The following is a 14835-nucleotide window of genomic DNA, read 5'->3' as shown; positions in this document are numbered from 1 at the left end:
ATTCAATTGAGACTTTTTATATTTTGAATAATGAGAAACAAAAAATGCCAAATCCATTGATGATCGGCATTTTTTGTAATAAAAGATAAAGGCTTATCGAATAATTTTTTCGAGTTCTGACTCTGGAATACCTATATTCTTATAGTGAGCACGTGTACTTTCAAGCTTTGTAAATACATCTTCGTAACCCGTCGCTTTACCATATGGATCAACATAGGTATAACCGCCATGCACGATAAATAAAGTAATCATTTCTGTAACATCTTCAGGAACAAATAAGGTATGTGTTTCACCAGGGGGTTCAAATGCAAAGGATTTTTCTTCTGCAACCCAATCATGTTCTAAATAAAACCAACGACCTTTTAAAACCACAGCATGCACAGTCCCTGTATGACGATGACGAGATAAGACACCGCTTTTACGTACACGTAATAAATTTACGTAATAACCCGCACTCGTATTCAGCAATAGTGGTTTAAAACTCACCGAATCTGAAGTTGGAACCCATAAGTTATCATCTTCCAAGTATTTATCTAATACCCCAGGAAGAACCAAGTCGGCAGACATATAAGGAACTTGTGGAAGCTGAAAAGGCATTAACTCTTCGTTATCTGTCGGTTCAGGGTTTCTTTGTGCAGTCATATTATTCTCCTTGAATATGAATCTTGAATAGACAAGATCTTAGCAAAAGAAAAATGGACGTTGATTGCATACAATTCAAAACATATGTGAACCTTAGGCAAGGGAATAAGTATTCAAATTTGCTATGATGAAATTCATTCCAAGCAGTTCATATCTTTTTTCGAGGTCACACCATGGATAACTATCGACAAATGATGGCGTTTATGTGGGCTTATGAGCATGGTAGCTTTTCAGCTGCGGCAAGAGCACATGATTTAACCCCTTCTGCAATGAGTAAGTTAATCAGTCGATTAGAAAATAGACTCGGTGTGAGATTGATCCTGCGAGGTGCTCGGCAAATCACCTTAACTGAAGAAGGTTTAGCCTATTTAAATAGTGCAAAAAATGTTGTTTCAGCAATGGCAGAAGCAGACTCCTTAGCCGAAGGGCTACCGACAACAATTAGTGGCAATTTAAAGATAAGAACGATGCCCACTTTTGCTAGATATCAAATTTTACCTTGGCTAGCAGAATTTCTAGACAAATACCCCTTAATCAATATAGATTTTGAATTAAATGCGGTTTATCAAGATGATTTTGATCGTGGCGTTGATATTGCAATTTATGGGGGTGTTCTTCCCTCTTCTTCTAGAATAGCAACAAGAATTGGGGAAAGTGAATGGATTACCTGTGCATCACCAACATATTTAAAAAAATTTGGCAATCCGATTCACCCACAAGATTTATTAAAGCACAGATGTTTTCATTTTAATTTTGCTAGTAGTTGGAATAAATGGGATTTTGTCGAGAATAATGAAAGTTTCATCACTCCTATAAAGCCTTTGGCATCTTTTTCTCAAGGTGATTTTTTAAGAGATTTAGCGCTTCAAGGAGAAGGAATAATACGATTAGCAGATTACCATATAGGTAATGATATTCGACTAGGTAAATTGGTTCCAATTCTAACTGAATACAAATCTAAAATTAAAGAACCGCTATATGTCATTTATGCTAACCGTAAATTACAAAGCCCTAGAATTAAATGTTTTATTGAATTTTTACAACAAAAACTAAAGTTACATCCATGGAAAATAGATTTTTAATATAAAGGATGGGTTATTATTTTTTCTTAAAGAACGAGCTTTATCTATTTCCTGTTTTGTATTTTTATACATTATTTTGTAACAGTACCTGAACCTCTTATATTCTTAAATGAGCTTCCTCATCGTATTGTTTGGTATGCAATAGGACTGGGAATATTTGCTACTGTTTTACCCACTATTTTACTTATACTTAGCATTGAATGCTTACAACCTCTAAATCTTCCATCATTTGATCCGGTGGCCCAATTTTAACTATTTTTTTAGCAATATTGTTTTTAGACGAGCATTTAAATTTAATACAATGGATTGACTGTATACTAAATTTAATGATGATCACTTTTCTAAAAATAATCTTAAACTTTAATAAGATAAAACCCATAATAAAAACTCATTGGTCTATGAAAAATCATCATGTGAATAGAACTTCTCAACTGCGAATTAAAAAATTATTATTAACCTTATTTAAATCAGACAAACTCCATGAACCGTCAGATTGCAACCAGCATAGGTATTTTAGCGCTCTTACTGTGGTCCACCTTAGTCGGTTTGTTACGACTATCGACTGAAATATTTGGCCCCATCTATACGGTAACTTACGTCTATACCTTAAGCGCTGTAATTTTATATTTTTCTTACGGACTACCTGATTTTAAAAAAGTTTCTAAAAAGTTTTTATTCTTCTCTAGTTTACTCTTTGTTGTTTTTGAATTGTGCTTCGCATTCTCAATCACCTTAGCTCAGTCATCTGAAAAATCGATTGAAATGAATATCATTTTTAGTTTATGGCCTACATTAATCATTTTAATGCTCGCATTTTTAAAAGAAGAAAAAGTAAATTTTATAACCATCATAGGAGTACTTGTTAGCTTCTCTGGTATCGTGCTGATTAATTATCATCCGGGCCTTAATTTTATTGATAATTTTTATAAGAATCCCATCAGTTATTTATTAATATTTTTAGCATCATTACTTTGGGCTATATATTGTATTTATACCAAAAAGCATAGTAATGGTACGAATGCAGTATCACTTTATTTTATATTAACTGCGATTGCCTTGTGGATTATCACACTTTCAACCCAAGGTATTCACCTACCGAATGTTAGTGCTATGACAAGTTATCTCTTCATCTTGATTAATGCATTCTTTTTTGCAATGGGATATTTAGCATGGAATATTGGCATTATTAAAGGCAATATGCCTATCTTGGTAATGCTTTCCTATTTTTCACCCATGCTCTCTTCAGCATTTTCAGTTATTGTTTTACATTCAAGCCTATCAACGAATTTCTGGTATGGTGCAATTACAGTAACCATTGGATCAATTATTTGCTGGCTTTCAATTCGTAAAAATCAAGTTCAACAACCAAAACTAGCCACCTAATTTTCTCTAAAAAGCCAAAGAATTTCTTTGGCTTTTTACTTGCTAAGCCTTCTCGACTAATTTAGTAATTCCGCTCACAATCATATCGATTGCAATTGTCCCAATTAGCAATGCTGCAAGCCTTCCTACAATATCAAAATAACGATCAATATATTTTGCATGGCTAGACTTTAAATGTTCATGCGACAGTTTCATGATGATCAATACACTACAAGTTAAAAATAATGTGAAAGCAATAATAAGAGCAGCTTCGCCAATCGACATACTCATCCCTGTGACGACTGCTGCACTGATTGTCCCTGACCCAATCATAAAAGGCATCGTTACGGTTCCAGCAAGGTGCTCAGGTGCGCCACGCATTTCTCCGATCGTTTTAGCGCATGGAAAGACAAATCGATAGCCAATCACTAAAAAGATTAACCCTCCAAAAATTAAAAAGGATTCGAACCGTACATTTAGATACTGACTAAAGATAGCTTCTCCGCTCCATGCAAAAAGAAGAAAAACAACGTATTCAATTAGGCTACCTTTGTATGATTACTCGATTAAATACCTTGGCTTCAGTATGTCTAATCAACCCAATCATGTAGATACTCATTAGGAATGGATTTAATAAAGAAAAGAATAAAAGTCGTTAAATAAGATGAGGTCATTATTGGATATACTTAAAACAAGTTCAGGAAGTTAGTAACTTCCTGAAAAATTTAAAAAATCATGTAGCTGCTTGAGGTCTTAAAATAGTTGACTAATTTCTAGAAACTATAAACCAACATCACATTCAAAAACTTATTCCACTTGCCATCATCACCTGCTGCCAATGAGGTAGTTGTACCTCCTACAAATGGATCATTCTTACTCATTAGGTATTCGGTATATAACGTGACGTTTTTATAGTCAAAAGCAACGCCAAAAATATTTCGCTGCGAGTCATCAAAACCTTGCTCTTTTTTGTTGAACCCACTAAACACCATATACGGGGTTACGTTGAGCGAATCTCGGACATTTTTAAAGACATAGTTTGTGTCTAAAGTGTAGAAATAACCTTTATTGGCAATATCATATTCTCCATCGAAAGAACCAAAAGTTGAGCTATGTGGACTCAATGCATCTTTATTATGAATCGACTGCTTACCGGCTGTAAGAACAACATTTAAATTTTTATAATTAATTCGGTTGAACAGTGCCCAAGCATTTCTTGTTCCATCTGCTGAAGCCTTTTCATTTTCAATTTCTGAATACCAGTAACTCCCACCTAAAGAGACTTTAAAGTCATCTGTAGTTAAAAATTTTAGTTCTTGGTCTACACGAGCCATCCACATATTTTTTTCATTTAAATCTGTTTTTAGTGGATCGGAAGATGACACTACATTGGCGGTATAACGTGCAGCATCTTTACTTGTACCATGATAGTTCCCGCCATCAGTAGCGAAATAGGCGAGATCAACTTTAGTTGCTGTAGGCATTTCAAAGTGATAGTTCAATCCTAAATCTAATGCATCCTGAAGCCCCATGGTATTGTTAATACCGGCATAGAAACTACTATCCCAATAACGTCCCGGACCAAATGGAATCGCTTGTAAACCTACAGTAATGTTATCTGTCGGATTTAAACGATAACCTACATACCCTGAAACCAGCGTTGAAAAGTCACAGAAAGTATCATACTGATAGCAACGATATTCAGCCTGCCCAAACCAATCTGGGGATTCGTAACCTAATCGTAGAATTGCAGCATCAAATTTTATTTTTTGATCAGATACAGATTCACCATAATGTTTATCTTGGTAGTTGGCACGAACTGCACCTGAGATCGTCCATGCCCCCAATTCGCTTTGCGGATCACCAAAAGTTACACCAGCAAAAGTAGGCAATATCATCCCACAGCTCAGTAGGCCAAACCCAATTTTAAAAAAAGTCTTTCTCATTTACATATCCTTGTTTAAATGAAGATTTAATCGAAAGCTCTTCTTGCTTTCTAATTTTTTCAGACAATATGTCTCCCTTCAAGTGAAACTCCCGAATTTTATTTTTTATGAATTCATCGTTATAGGCCTGATTTCGATCTATAACGTAAAAAGATTACATAACAGTGGTACTAGGTATTATTTAACGAAACGCTTACTCCAGTATTTATGCTAAGCCGTGCAATTCTTTCCAATTTCCTGGGTGCACCACATAACCAAATAAGGCATGCCCGCCATATATGAGCTCTGTCCCTTCTGGTATCCACAACATTTGCCCAGGCTTTACTTCATATTTATGACCGTTAGCAGTTAACTCAAAACATCCCTCTATCACGAAAATTACTTCGTCATAGAGCAATTTCCAAGTGACTTCCGCCCCTTCCCAACGTGCAAATCCAATCCCCATATTGGGTGAAACATCCGCACCGACTGCTCTTGCAACATAAGCTGTCCCATCTGGAGTTTCGCCACGTAAATTAAAATCGAGTTTGGCACTATCAACTAACTTCACTTCTTTCATATCTTTATCCTACTTACAATTCACTACGACTGCGCCACTTTTCAAATGCAATACGCGTTTTTACCCCAATTCCTAAAAATGGTTCTGGGGGATTTAAACTCGGCATACCTGTCACATACTGGATATCTTTTAAGGCTTCAGAGTCTGTACCGACAACTAAATCTGCAAGTAAGGTTCCTGAAATAGTTCCCCATGCAGCACCGACACCATTGTCACAAGCACTGGCATAAACACCATCTTCCAGCTGACCAAAGAAATTGGTGAAATTACGAGAAATAGCATAAACACCACCCCACGTATGGGTAAATGGAACATCTGCCAATTCTGGATAACGTGCTAAGTAGGCCTTACGATGATCTTCTTGAATCCAGCGACGGATTTCGTCACTCGCATTTGCACCATACTTTGGTACATGTTTATAGGTATTTCGAATTAAGATACGGCGATCAGCAGTCATACGTAAGGTTGTACCTGCATGATCAGCTGGTGTAAGACCCCAATCCAATTGACCGTGATAACGCTTCATTTCCTCATCGTTTAGTGGACGGGTCCAACTGGCGAATGTCATAACAGGTAACAAACGATTCTTTAAATAGCCAAATTCTTTAGTAAAAATACTGGTGGCCAAGAGCAATTTTGGGGTGGTTATTGAGCCATGATCACCTTGGAGTACCCATTGTCCACTCTCTTTGCTCAAACTACGAACGGGAGATTGCTCTAATAATTCAACATTTTCAGGTAAATGCTCGCCCATACCTTGGACTAAAGCCGCTGGCTGCATTAAATAAGAACCAGGGGTGAAAATCGCTCGGCTGTAATAATCAGTTCCTAGAACCTTTTTCAGCTCTTCTTTTTCCACCCAGCGAAATGGCTCGCCGAGATCTTTCATCAAGTGTTCAAAGTGATTAAGATGTGCTTCACCTCGTTCACCTATAGCTCCCTGATATTTACCCGCAGCAGACCATTGGCATTCAATATGGTGTTTTTCCACCAAACCTTGTAATTGAGAAATTGCTGCTCGGTTCAAACTTAATAGCTTTTGCTTATGCGCTGGATCTGGATGCCCTAATGCAAATTTATGAGGTAGATCAATCACAAATCCTGAGTTACGACCAGATGCACCTTCTGCAACACGTTGTGCATCAATTAAAATAATACGCGCATTTGGTTTTAACTCAGCAAGGCGACGCGCCGCCGCTAAGCCCGCAAAACCTGCACCAATAATTGCATAATCGGCTTTTTGTGTACCAACTAACTTCTTAGCTGGTGCTGCTGATGGTAATGCTGCATACCATCCGCAAGTATTATCATCATTCGGTAAAGCAATCATCTTGTTCTTCCTTAAACTATTGATGGTTGATGGGAGTTCAGTTTTGCAAGCCATTGACTACGAGTTTGTTGCAACTGACGCCCCAATAATGCAAAGCCAGTTAATTTACCTGTAGCATCATAAAAACCTGCACTCCATTCACCATCATGCTGCTCAACAAGCCATTTCCCATCACCCATTGGTGGTAGCAGCGAAAGCGGTAAAATTGGCGTTTTTACAATCACAGGGCTTTCTTGTAATTGAGTCTTTTGAGCTTTACCCAATAAGTTATCCGTCAAGGCTGGAATAGCTTGATTAATCGGGCTAATGTAAGGCATCCATTGCCCCTCTACTTCAGCACAGTCCCCTAAAGCAAAAATAGACACATCACTGGTACGGTGATCTAGACTCGTGCATATTCCGCGTGACGTATTTAAGCCTGTAGCTTGCGCCAAATTAATATTTGGACGTAGACCTATCGCACTCAAAATCAAGTCTGTCTCTAATAACTGCCCATCTTGTAACTGAACTTGATAACGGTTATTAACACTCTGGATTGACTGAATACTATTTTGTAATTTCCATTCAACCCCAATTCGGCTAAGCGCATTTTGTAAGGCATGACCTAATTCTTCGGGAATTAGACGCCCCATAGCTGATTGACCTAACCCGACTACAGTCACCTTAAGACCATGAGCAGCAAGGTCATTAGCAAATTCACATCCGATTAATCCATCACCTAAAATAGTGACGTGATGCTTATCTACTAACTTCTCTCGGAAAAGACGGTAATCAGCTAAATCATTTACGCTATATACATCAGAGGTATCCCCCTGAATTGGAATGGTTATTGGACTTGCACCAGTGGCTAAAACTAAACGTCCATATGGATATTCACCAATGGAGGTATGAATTTTTTTATTCACACGATCAATATGCTTAACATACGTGTGAGCATAAACACGTACATTTAAACGTTGCTCCCAACTCAAAGCTGTCTCTCTTACCAAACTTTCCCCATCCCTACCTAATGCCAAAGCATTCGACAAAGAAGGTTTGCTATAAATTCCACCATCATCTGCTGTAAATAGGGTAATAGACACATTTTTAGATTGGTTACGTAATGCTGTAGCCAATTGGTACCCAGCATGACCACTTCCAATAATCACAATAGGTTCAATCACATTTAAACCAGCAATTGCAGGTTCTTCAAGAACATCGTCTGTGATATCAAGCATTTCAAAGTCAGCTTTACCTACCTGACATTCAGGACACATCCAATCTTCAGGAATGTCTTCCCATTTCGTACCCGGAGCAATTCCGTCGTCAGGCCAGCCTTTCGCTTCATCGTAAATCCAGCCACAGACAATACATAACCACTTTCTCATCGTGTCTACTTCCCTTTTCTACTATTTACACGTTATGTTGCAAACGAATGCCAATATTTCGTGTTTGAACATAACTAAAGATGGCTTCCTGCCCTTTTTCACGACCAAACCCAGATAATCCGACACCACCAAATGGAGTTTCGATACCACCTGCAAACCATTCATTAATAAAAACTTGCCCCGCAATCAAGCGATTCGCTACACGTAATGTTTGATTGAGATTTTCACCAAAGACACCTGCAACCAAGCCAAAATCGGTACCATTTGCAATAGCTACAGCTTCATCCTCAGTCTCAAATGGCATAATCACCATGACAGGACCAAAAACCTCTTGTTGTGCAATCGACATCTCTGGAGTGGCTTCAATGATTGTCGGTAAAACAAAATAGCCAGATAAATTTGGTGCGCATCCACCAGTAACAATGTTGGCACCTTCTTGTCGTGCTTTTTCAATCATCGCTAAGATTTGTTGTTGCTGTTCATGTGATACAACTGGAGTAAGTTCAGCATTATTTTCACCTACACCCACTTTCAGCCCCTTTGCCAAAGCAACCACTGCCGTTTTTACCTCTTCATAACGACTGCGATGTACAAGCAAACGTGACATTGCTGAGCACACTTGTCCTGAGTTATAGAAAATACCGACTTTTACGCTACGCAATAATTGATCAAGATCAACATCAGCAAAGGCAATTGCTGCTGATTTCCCACCCAACTCCATCACTGATGGTGTCGCACGCTCAGCTGCATCTCTTAAAATACGCTGACCCGTTGGCACAGAACCTGTAAATACAATTTGATTGGTGTATTGGTGTTTAACTAAATGACTACCGACTTCTGAGCCTTTGCCACACAACAAATTAATTGCGCCTTGAGGAAAACCAGCTTTTTCAAGGGCCTTAAATAATAAAATCATGCCTAGTGGGGATATTTCAGGCGACTTCACGACAACTGCGTTGCCCGCAGCTAAAGCAGGTGCTAAAGAACGCGCGCAAATTGAAACTGGAAAATTCCAAGGCACAATTTGAACTGAAACTCCCATTGGAATATAAGATGTAAAATCAATGTAATCTTTGCCTAAAGGCACAGAAATTCCTTCAATTTTATCTGCCATTCCTGCGTAGTACTCAAAGTAACGCGCGGCTTCATCAAATTCTTCTCGGGCAGTCTCTAAGTTTTTACCATTTTCACGGCAAAGGATTAATGCTCCCTCAGCAGCTATTTCACGTATTGCATTTGCCGCTTTTAATAACCATGTAGTACGTTGTGCTGGACGAACATCGGTTAATGCTCCGCTAACTGCACATAGATGAGCTGCTGCCATAGCTGCATCTGCATCTTCAATACTCGCTTGAGCAACCGTAGCAAATACTTGCGCTGTTGCTGGATTAATGACTTTCAAATGGCGCAAAGAATCTCGCCATTGACCATCAATAAAATTCAGGTAGTGTTGCATATTAAGCCTCCAAAGCTGCTTTAGCTTGAGTTGCCAACCATTGCTGGAAGAAATGGGTTGGTAAATCCATTTCAGGAGAGAAAACACCTCCACTAAAACCAGGAGAATGTCGACCTTTTTGCATATTTTCTACGGCAAAAATATCCTCAGCGAAAACAACTTTCCATGACTCTAATGTTGCTTCACGACATGCATCATATTCAGGATTTAAAGATTCATCGCCAACATAATACAAACGTAATTTTTCAATGGTTTTTTCAGGAGCAATTGGATCAATCATCATGGCAAATGCATGATCAGCCTGTATGCCTAGCAATACATTCGGGAACACAGCCACATATTCCGCATGACGTAATTGATTTTCAGGCCAGCTTGGAAATTTTGGTAAATGCGTACCTGCCGTTGCAGAAAGGTTGTATTTATAACTTCCCTGACCTGCAAAACGGTCTTCAAACATGATGTTGTAATGATCTTCTAATTTTGAGTAGGTATTTAATGCAGGATGTACCCACGGCAAATGATAGGCTTCGCAATAGTTCTCAACAGTAAGCTTCCAATTACTTTTTACAGGTAACTCGAAAGTTGAACCTATTTTGCTACTACGAATAAGCTCTAAACCGTTTTCTCCCAAAAAAGGTGTCCAACGCTCAACTAGTGGTGCAATATGATTTTCAAAACTTGGGGCATCACCCGAGATATTAACGAAAATCATATCCATCCAGATTGCTGAACGAAGAGCTTTTAATCCATGCTTTTCACATTTAAAACGTTCATCTTTATGCTGATTAATTCCACCAACATGTGGAGTACCCTTTAAGTTACCGTTTAAATCATAGCTCCATGAGTGATATTGGCAACGAATCACACCTTCAATACTGCCTTCCTCATGAACGAGTTGCATTCCACGATGGCTACAAACATTATGGAAGACTTGAATCTGACCTTCACGGTTGCGTATCATAACAAGCGGCATACCCATAAAATTAACAGGCTTTACATAACTTTTTTTAGGAAGATCTGAAGCAAAACCTACACAAACCCAAGTTTTACTAAGAATATTGTCACGTTCAAAATTAAAATATTCATCGCTGGTATAGGCAATATTTGGCATACCATTTGATTCTGTAATCGGGTTTAAAACATTGTCGACTTGCTGAACTGTAATAAGTTTCTGGCTAACTTGACTATTCATCTGATAATCTCCATTTACGTTGAATAACGCAGTGCTCCCTGCGTTGGTATTAACTACTCGTTAGCACCATGTGCTGCTTTATTGAGATTGTGTTCAACATCCTGATGATAGACAAACGACTTTTTGGGTCGGCACACATGAGTTTTAATCATGTATTTTTTATTCATTAAAGTACGCAGTTAAAAATATAGACTTATTACAAAAACTCACTTGGAGATGAGAATAAATGGGTTGAGCCTCCCTAAGGTATATCTCTACTCTTTTGTGATCTGCACAAACAGTTAACAGGCTGTTAGCTGCTGCAACGCATCCAAGGAGGAGTTATGCGTACTACATCAGGAGTCCTCTCCGGACTGAATCCTACTGTCTCAATTGGCGCAAAATTATTACTATTTGTTTTCATTTCTTTTTGTATTTTTCAGGAAAAACAAGCAGGTGAGTACTTTGGGCTCATTGCAAATGTTCTATTACAAAATGCAAAATGGTTTCTACTTTTTTTAGCGACATTTATATTAGGGTTTCTTATTTACCTGTGTATGAGCCGTTTTGGTCATATTCGTTTAGGTAAAGATAATGACAAGCCTGAATACAGTAATATCGCTTGGATTTCCATGCTTTTCTCATGTGGGATGGGTATTGGTCTAATGTTTTGGTCTGTTGCTGAGCCAATTAGCCATTATGCAAGTAATCCATTTACTCAAGGTCTATCTGATGAGTCTGCCCGAATGGCCATGCAACTCACTTTCTTCCATTGGGGGTTACATCCGTGGGCATTATTTTCACTTGCAGCCGTTGCTTTAGGATATTTTGCCTACCGTAAAGATTTGCCTTTTGCAATGCGATCAGTTTTATACCCTCTTATTGGGAATAAAATTTATGGCCCGATTGGTAATACCGTTGATATTTTAACTATTGTTATTACTGCTTTTGGTATCTCTCAATCTCTGAGTATGGGGATTCTTGAACTCAACGTCGGCTTAAATCACTCTTTTGGTATTGCTGTTGATGTTAAAATTCAGCTGGTCATGGTATTCATTTTATGCGCCTTGGCAACTCTTTCATTAATGTCAACAATCAGTAAAGGTTTTAAGATTATTGCTGAAGGCAATATGATTATTTCTTACCTTTTAGTCTTTATTATTATTTTTATTGGCTCAACTCGCTATATCTTTAATACCTTTTTTGAAGGGATTGGTGATTATCTACAGCATATTGTAAGTATGAGCTTATGGAGTGATGCGCAAAAAGATACAGGTTGGCAAAACTGGTGGACAGCCTATTATTGGCCATGGTGGATGACTTGGGCACCTTTTGTTGGTTTATTTATTGCCCGCATTTCCAAAGGCCGTACTATTCGTGAAGTTATTCTCGGTTCACTTGCGGCACCCACCTTACTGACTTTTATATGGATTGCCGCTTTTGGTGGTGCTGCGCTCAATATTGAAAAAGCCAATCATCAACCCACTGCACAGGAAATTGTAGTGAAGGGAGCTCAAGCAACTACTGCTCCTATAGAAAAGTCGACGGCACATCAAATGTCGATTGCCGAAGCAACCAAACAAGATCCCGCACGTGCAGTATTTGTTTTCTTTGATCATTTAACACCAAGTCATAATACTCAAGTCTTTCTCAGTGCATTACTCTGTCTATTACTGGCAATTCATGTGATTACATTGGTTAATTCTGGAACATTAGTACTGTGCTTTCTAGATTCTAATGGGGATCCGAACCCATCCATCAAGATACGATTAATTTGGAGTATCATTATTCCATTGATTGGTGGTGGGCTCTTATTAGCAGGGGGACTTCAGGCCATTAAAACAGCATGTGTCATCGCAGGTTTTCCAATTTCAATTTTACTCTGTCTTATGTGTATCTCACTGATTAAAAGCTTACGTCAAGACCCCCAAGCTTGGGTAATGATGCCAGATCATCTTCGCCCTGACGAATTTAAAACAGAAAAAGATAACACCACATCAGAAAAATAATCGTATTCGTTAATAAAACAGGGATCATTTAGATTCCTGTTTTATTAATCTCATATTAAATTTATACATCAGCAAATAAAATGTCTTTGCTCTTTTAACCGATTCAATTTGTTCATCTAAAACTGCACAATAGAATTATTATTGCTGTTGGTCTGATCACTGATACTCAACAAGCAGAAAAAATTCTACAAGCTAAGTAAGCGGCTGTGATCAGTATCGAGCGTGGAATGCTTATAATCCGCGGTGGTCATGGCATGCAACCGCTGAACTAAATCAAAGCATTGTGACTACACTATCATACTTCCCCTTTCAACCCCGCAGCTCAAATCATCTCGTTAAAGCTTATCCAGCTTATTTTAATTAATTAAAGAGGCAATTAAGAGAATGGAACTTTCTTCGTCCATTCTCTTTAAGAGAAAAACAGATATCCAATTAATTCAAGCCCTTTTGCCCAATCTGTCCTGGAAGCTGTTCCAGCAACCAACTACGAAATTGTTTCACACTTGGAGGAACTACGCCTCTATCCGTAGGCTCCAGCATACTGAAATTTGCTTCAGTGCGTAATACCGTTTCTATTGGCCGGACTAATACACCACTTTTTAAATAATCATCTACTAAAGAGCCCCATGCCAATGCAACCCCCTGCCCATTAATTGCTGCTTGTAATAACATTGGATAATTATTGATATTCACTCTGTTTTTAGGTTTGATCACTGGATAATGTACAGCTTCAAACCACTCTGCCCAAGTAATCCAATCCTTTTGAGAATCATCTAAATACAATAAACTTTTAGCAAATATATTTTCAGATTCAGTCTCTTTATTGAATTGTGAGAGATAACTTGGGCTACACACAGGAAATACTTCCTCTGGAAATAAAGTAGTAACTTTCATATCAACAGGAGGTACTCGACAATAAAATAAAGCTAAATCAAAATCCATTTTATATAAATCTTGAATATTTTCTGTAGTCAAGATTCTTAAATCAATGCCTTCACTTTGTTGAAAAGCAGCAATTTTAGGTAGTAACCAAAGTGCTGCCATCGCATTAGTCGTTGCGACTGTAACTTGATGTTCACCCTTCCATTTCTTTATTTCAGCAGTTGCCTGTGCAACATCTAATAAAGCGCTATAAATTGTTTTATAGTATTGCAATCCTGTAGGAGTTAAAAAAATATTTCTATTTGCTCGAATAAATAACTCTTTACCCAAATAGTCTTCCAACTGTCGAATCTGTCGACTAATTGCACCTTGTGTAACATTCAATTCGTTTGCTGCCTGAGTAAAACTGAGGTGGCGTGCAGCTGCCTCGAATACAATAAGGCTATTCATAGGTGGCAATGGTTTGATTTTCATGGACACTCCTAATTTGTCCTACATTTCCATTTCTGAGATAGAAACGTGATAAGTTATCATCAGTTTCAAATCTTGATCCTTACTTAAATTTACTCTCCTCCTGCTTTTAAATTTGTAGTTTTACTGAAAACTCTTTTCGCAATAAAATGTCATATATAAACATTAATAAAAAGTGAGAAAAAGTATTTGATTCATGAGTTTTAATCATGATTAACTACAATTAGTAATTAAATTTATAAACTTTTTACGCAAGCTTCAAAAAAATTATCTCATGTCTAGAATATTGGGAAAAACTCACCAATACCCTTTTATATAGCTTTATCCTCCCAATGACCCATAGTGTAATTAAAGGATTTTGATAGTTAATTGTTTTAAGTTTCTATTAAGTTCTAAAGCAAAAACTAAGGAGCCGAAGCTCCCCCATTATCAACGATTAGTCAACTTAGACTCAATCGATTAATTGATTTCCAAGCTAAACAATCAACACGACCAACTGTGAAATTAGCCTGCTTTGGAAATATTGGATAAGGAAAATTAACCTAGTACATATTATAG

The 14835-nt window shown here is 37.8% G+C and carries 11 protein-coding genes and 2 pseudogenes; 3 read left to right on the top strand and 10 right to left on the bottom strand.

Going from position 1 to position 14835, the window contains the following annotated elements; translation table 11 throughout:
* Window positions 1–93 precede the first annotated feature (93 nt).
* Window positions 94–642 carry a 2,4'-dihydroxyacetophenone dioxygenase family protein gene (locus tag GA0116959_RS06240; RefSeq protein ID WP_092719520.1) on the bottom strand — a complete coding sequence of 183 codons (549 nt, stop codon included), beginning with the start codon at window positions 640–642 and terminating at the stop codon, window positions 94–96.
* A gap of 173 nt (window positions 643–815) precedes the next feature.
* Between GA0116959_RS06240 and GA0116959_RS06235 the strand changes: the two genes are divergently transcribed.
* Together GA0116959_RS06235 and yddG are read left to right on the top strand one after the other, a co-directional pair.
* On the top strand, window positions 816–1724 hold the full coding sequence (locus tag GA0116959_RS06235) for a LysR family transcriptional regulator (protein ID WP_092719517.1): 909 nt from the start codon (window positions 816–818) through the stop codon (window positions 1722–1724).
* Between the two features lie 480 nt (window positions 1725–2204).
* Complete coding sequence (yddG, locus tag GA0116959_RS06225) at window positions 2205–3107, top strand: aromatic amino acid DMT transporter YddG (protein ID WP_092719512.1); 903 nt, start codon at window positions 2205–2207, stop codon at window positions 3105–3107.
* Window positions 3108–3149: 42 nt separating this feature from the next.
* Here yddG and GA0116959_RS06220 read toward each other — a convergent pair.
* The 8 genes and pseudogenes from GA0116959_RS06220 to GA0116959_RS06190 all read right to left on the bottom strand — a co-directional run bounded on the left by GA0116959_RS06220 (window position 3150) and on the right by GA0116959_RS06190 (window position 10936).
* Window positions 3150–3705, bottom strand: a pseudogene (locus GA0116959_RS06220) (MarC family protein).
* Window positions 3706–3859: 154 nt separating this feature from the next.
* A complete protein-coding gene (locus GA0116959_RS06215) occupies window positions 3860–5032 on the bottom strand; it encodes a hypothetical protein (protein ID WP_092719509.1) in 1173 nt (390 codons plus the stop codon).
* A 205-nt stretch (window positions 5033–5237) separates the two neighbouring features.
* Entirely contained in the window at window positions 5238–5591 is a 354-nt protein-coding gene (locus GA0116959_RS06210; protein WP_092719506.1) for an ethanolamine utilization protein EutQ, read from the bottom strand.
* 13 nt (window positions 5592–5604) lie between these two features.
* A complete protein-coding gene (locus tag GA0116959_RS06205) occupies window positions 5605–6921 on the bottom strand; it encodes an NAD(P)/FAD-dependent oxidoreductase (protein WP_092719503.1) in 1317 nt (438 codons plus the stop codon).
* 11 nt (window positions 6922–6932) lie between these two features.
* Window positions 6933–8138 carry an NAD(P)/FAD-dependent oxidoreductase gene (locus tag GA0116959_RS06200; RefSeq protein WP_244878576.1) on the bottom strand — a complete coding sequence of 402 codons (1206 nt, stop codon included), beginning with the start codon at window positions 8136–8138 and terminating at the stop codon, window positions 6933–6935.
* Window positions 8127–8288: pseudogene (locus GA0116959_RS14405) on the bottom strand (rubredoxin); the annotation flags it as partial. The pseudogene GA0116959_RS14405 and the gene GA0116959_RS06200, both read right to left, overlap by 12 nt.
* A gap of 25 nt (window positions 8289–8313) precedes the next feature.
* Window positions 8314–9744 carry an aldehyde dehydrogenase family protein gene (locus GA0116959_RS06195; protein ID WP_092719497.1) on the bottom strand — a complete coding sequence of 477 codons (1431 nt, stop codon included), beginning with the start codon at window positions 9742–9744 and terminating at the stop codon, window positions 8314–8316.
* A gap of 1 nt (window position 9745) precedes the next feature.
* Window positions 9746–10936: an aromatic ring-hydroxylating oxygenase subunit alpha gene (locus GA0116959_RS06190; RefSeq protein WP_092719494.1), complete on the bottom strand. Its 1191-nt coding sequence runs from the start codon at window positions 10934–10936 to the stop codon at window positions 9746–9748.
* A gap of 323 nt (window positions 10937–11259) precedes the next feature.
* Between GA0116959_RS06190 and GA0116959_RS06185 the strand changes: the two genes are divergently transcribed.
* Complete coding sequence (locus tag GA0116959_RS06185; protein WP_092719492.1) at window positions 11260–12924, top strand: BCCT family transporter; 1665 nt, start codon at window positions 11260–11262, stop codon at window positions 12922–12924.
* Between the two features lie 432 nt (window positions 12925–13356).
* Here the strand turns inward: GA0116959_RS06185 and GA0116959_RS06180 are convergent, their stop codons facing one another.
* Complete coding sequence (locus GA0116959_RS06180) at window positions 13357–14280, bottom strand: LysR substrate-binding domain-containing protein (protein ID WP_092719489.1); 924 nt, start codon at window positions 14278–14280, stop codon at window positions 13357–13359.
* Window positions 14281–14835 lie beyond the last annotated feature (555 nt).

It is taken from the genome of Acinetobacter albensis (assembly GCF_900095025.1).
In the GTDB taxonomy this organism is placed as follows: Bacteria; Pseudomonadota; Gammaproteobacteria; order Pseudomonadales; family Moraxellaceae; genus Acinetobacter; species Acinetobacter albensis.
Note: the sequence above shows the minus strand (reverse complement) of the source record. Positions and strands in the feature narration are given on the sequence as shown.

Bases quoted from the DNA above. Each gene is read 5' to 3' on its own strand.
- GA0116959_RS06185 (WP_092719492.1), top strand. From the start codon at position 11,260: ATGCGTACTACATCAGGAGTCCTCTCCGGACTGAATCCTACTGTCTCA.
- GA0116959_RS06240 (WP_092719520.1), bottom strand. From the start codon at position 642: ATGACTGCACAAAGAAACCCTGAACCGACAGATAACGAAGAGTTAATG.
- GA0116959_RS06200 (WP_244878576.1), bottom strand. From the start codon at position 8,138: ATGCTTGATATCACAGACGATGTTCTTGAAGAACCTGCAATTGCTGGT.
- GA0116959_RS06210 (WP_092719506.1), bottom strand. From the start codon at position 5,591: ATGAAAGAAGTGAAGTTAGTTGATAGTGCCAAACTCGATTTTAATTTA.
- GA0116959_RS06235 (WP_092719517.1), top strand. From the start codon at position 816: ATGGATAACTATCGACAAATGATGGCGTTTATGTGGGCTTATGAGCAT.
- GA0116959_RS06215 (WP_092719509.1), bottom strand. From the start codon at position 5,032: ATGAGAAAGACTTTTTTTAAAATTGGGTTTGGCCTACTGAGCTGTGGG.
- GA0116959_RS06180 (WP_092719489.1), bottom strand. From the start codon at position 14,280: ATGAAAATCAAACCATTGCCACCTATGAATAGCCTTATTGTATTCGAG.
- yddG (WP_092719512.1), top strand. From the start codon at position 2,205: ATGAACCGTCAGATTGCAACCAGCATAGGTATTTTAGCGCTCTTACTG.
- GA0116959_RS06205 (WP_092719503.1), bottom strand. From the start codon at position 6,921: ATGATTGCTTTACCGAATGATGATAATACTTGCGGATGGTATGCAGCA.
- GA0116959_RS06190 (WP_092719494.1), bottom strand. From the start codon at position 10,936: ATGAATAGTCAAGTTAGCCAGAAACTTATTACAGTTCAGCAAGTCGAC.
- GA0116959_RS06195 (WP_092719497.1), bottom strand. From the start codon at position 9,744: ATGCAACACTACCTGAATTTTATTGATGGTCAATGGCGAGATTCTTTG.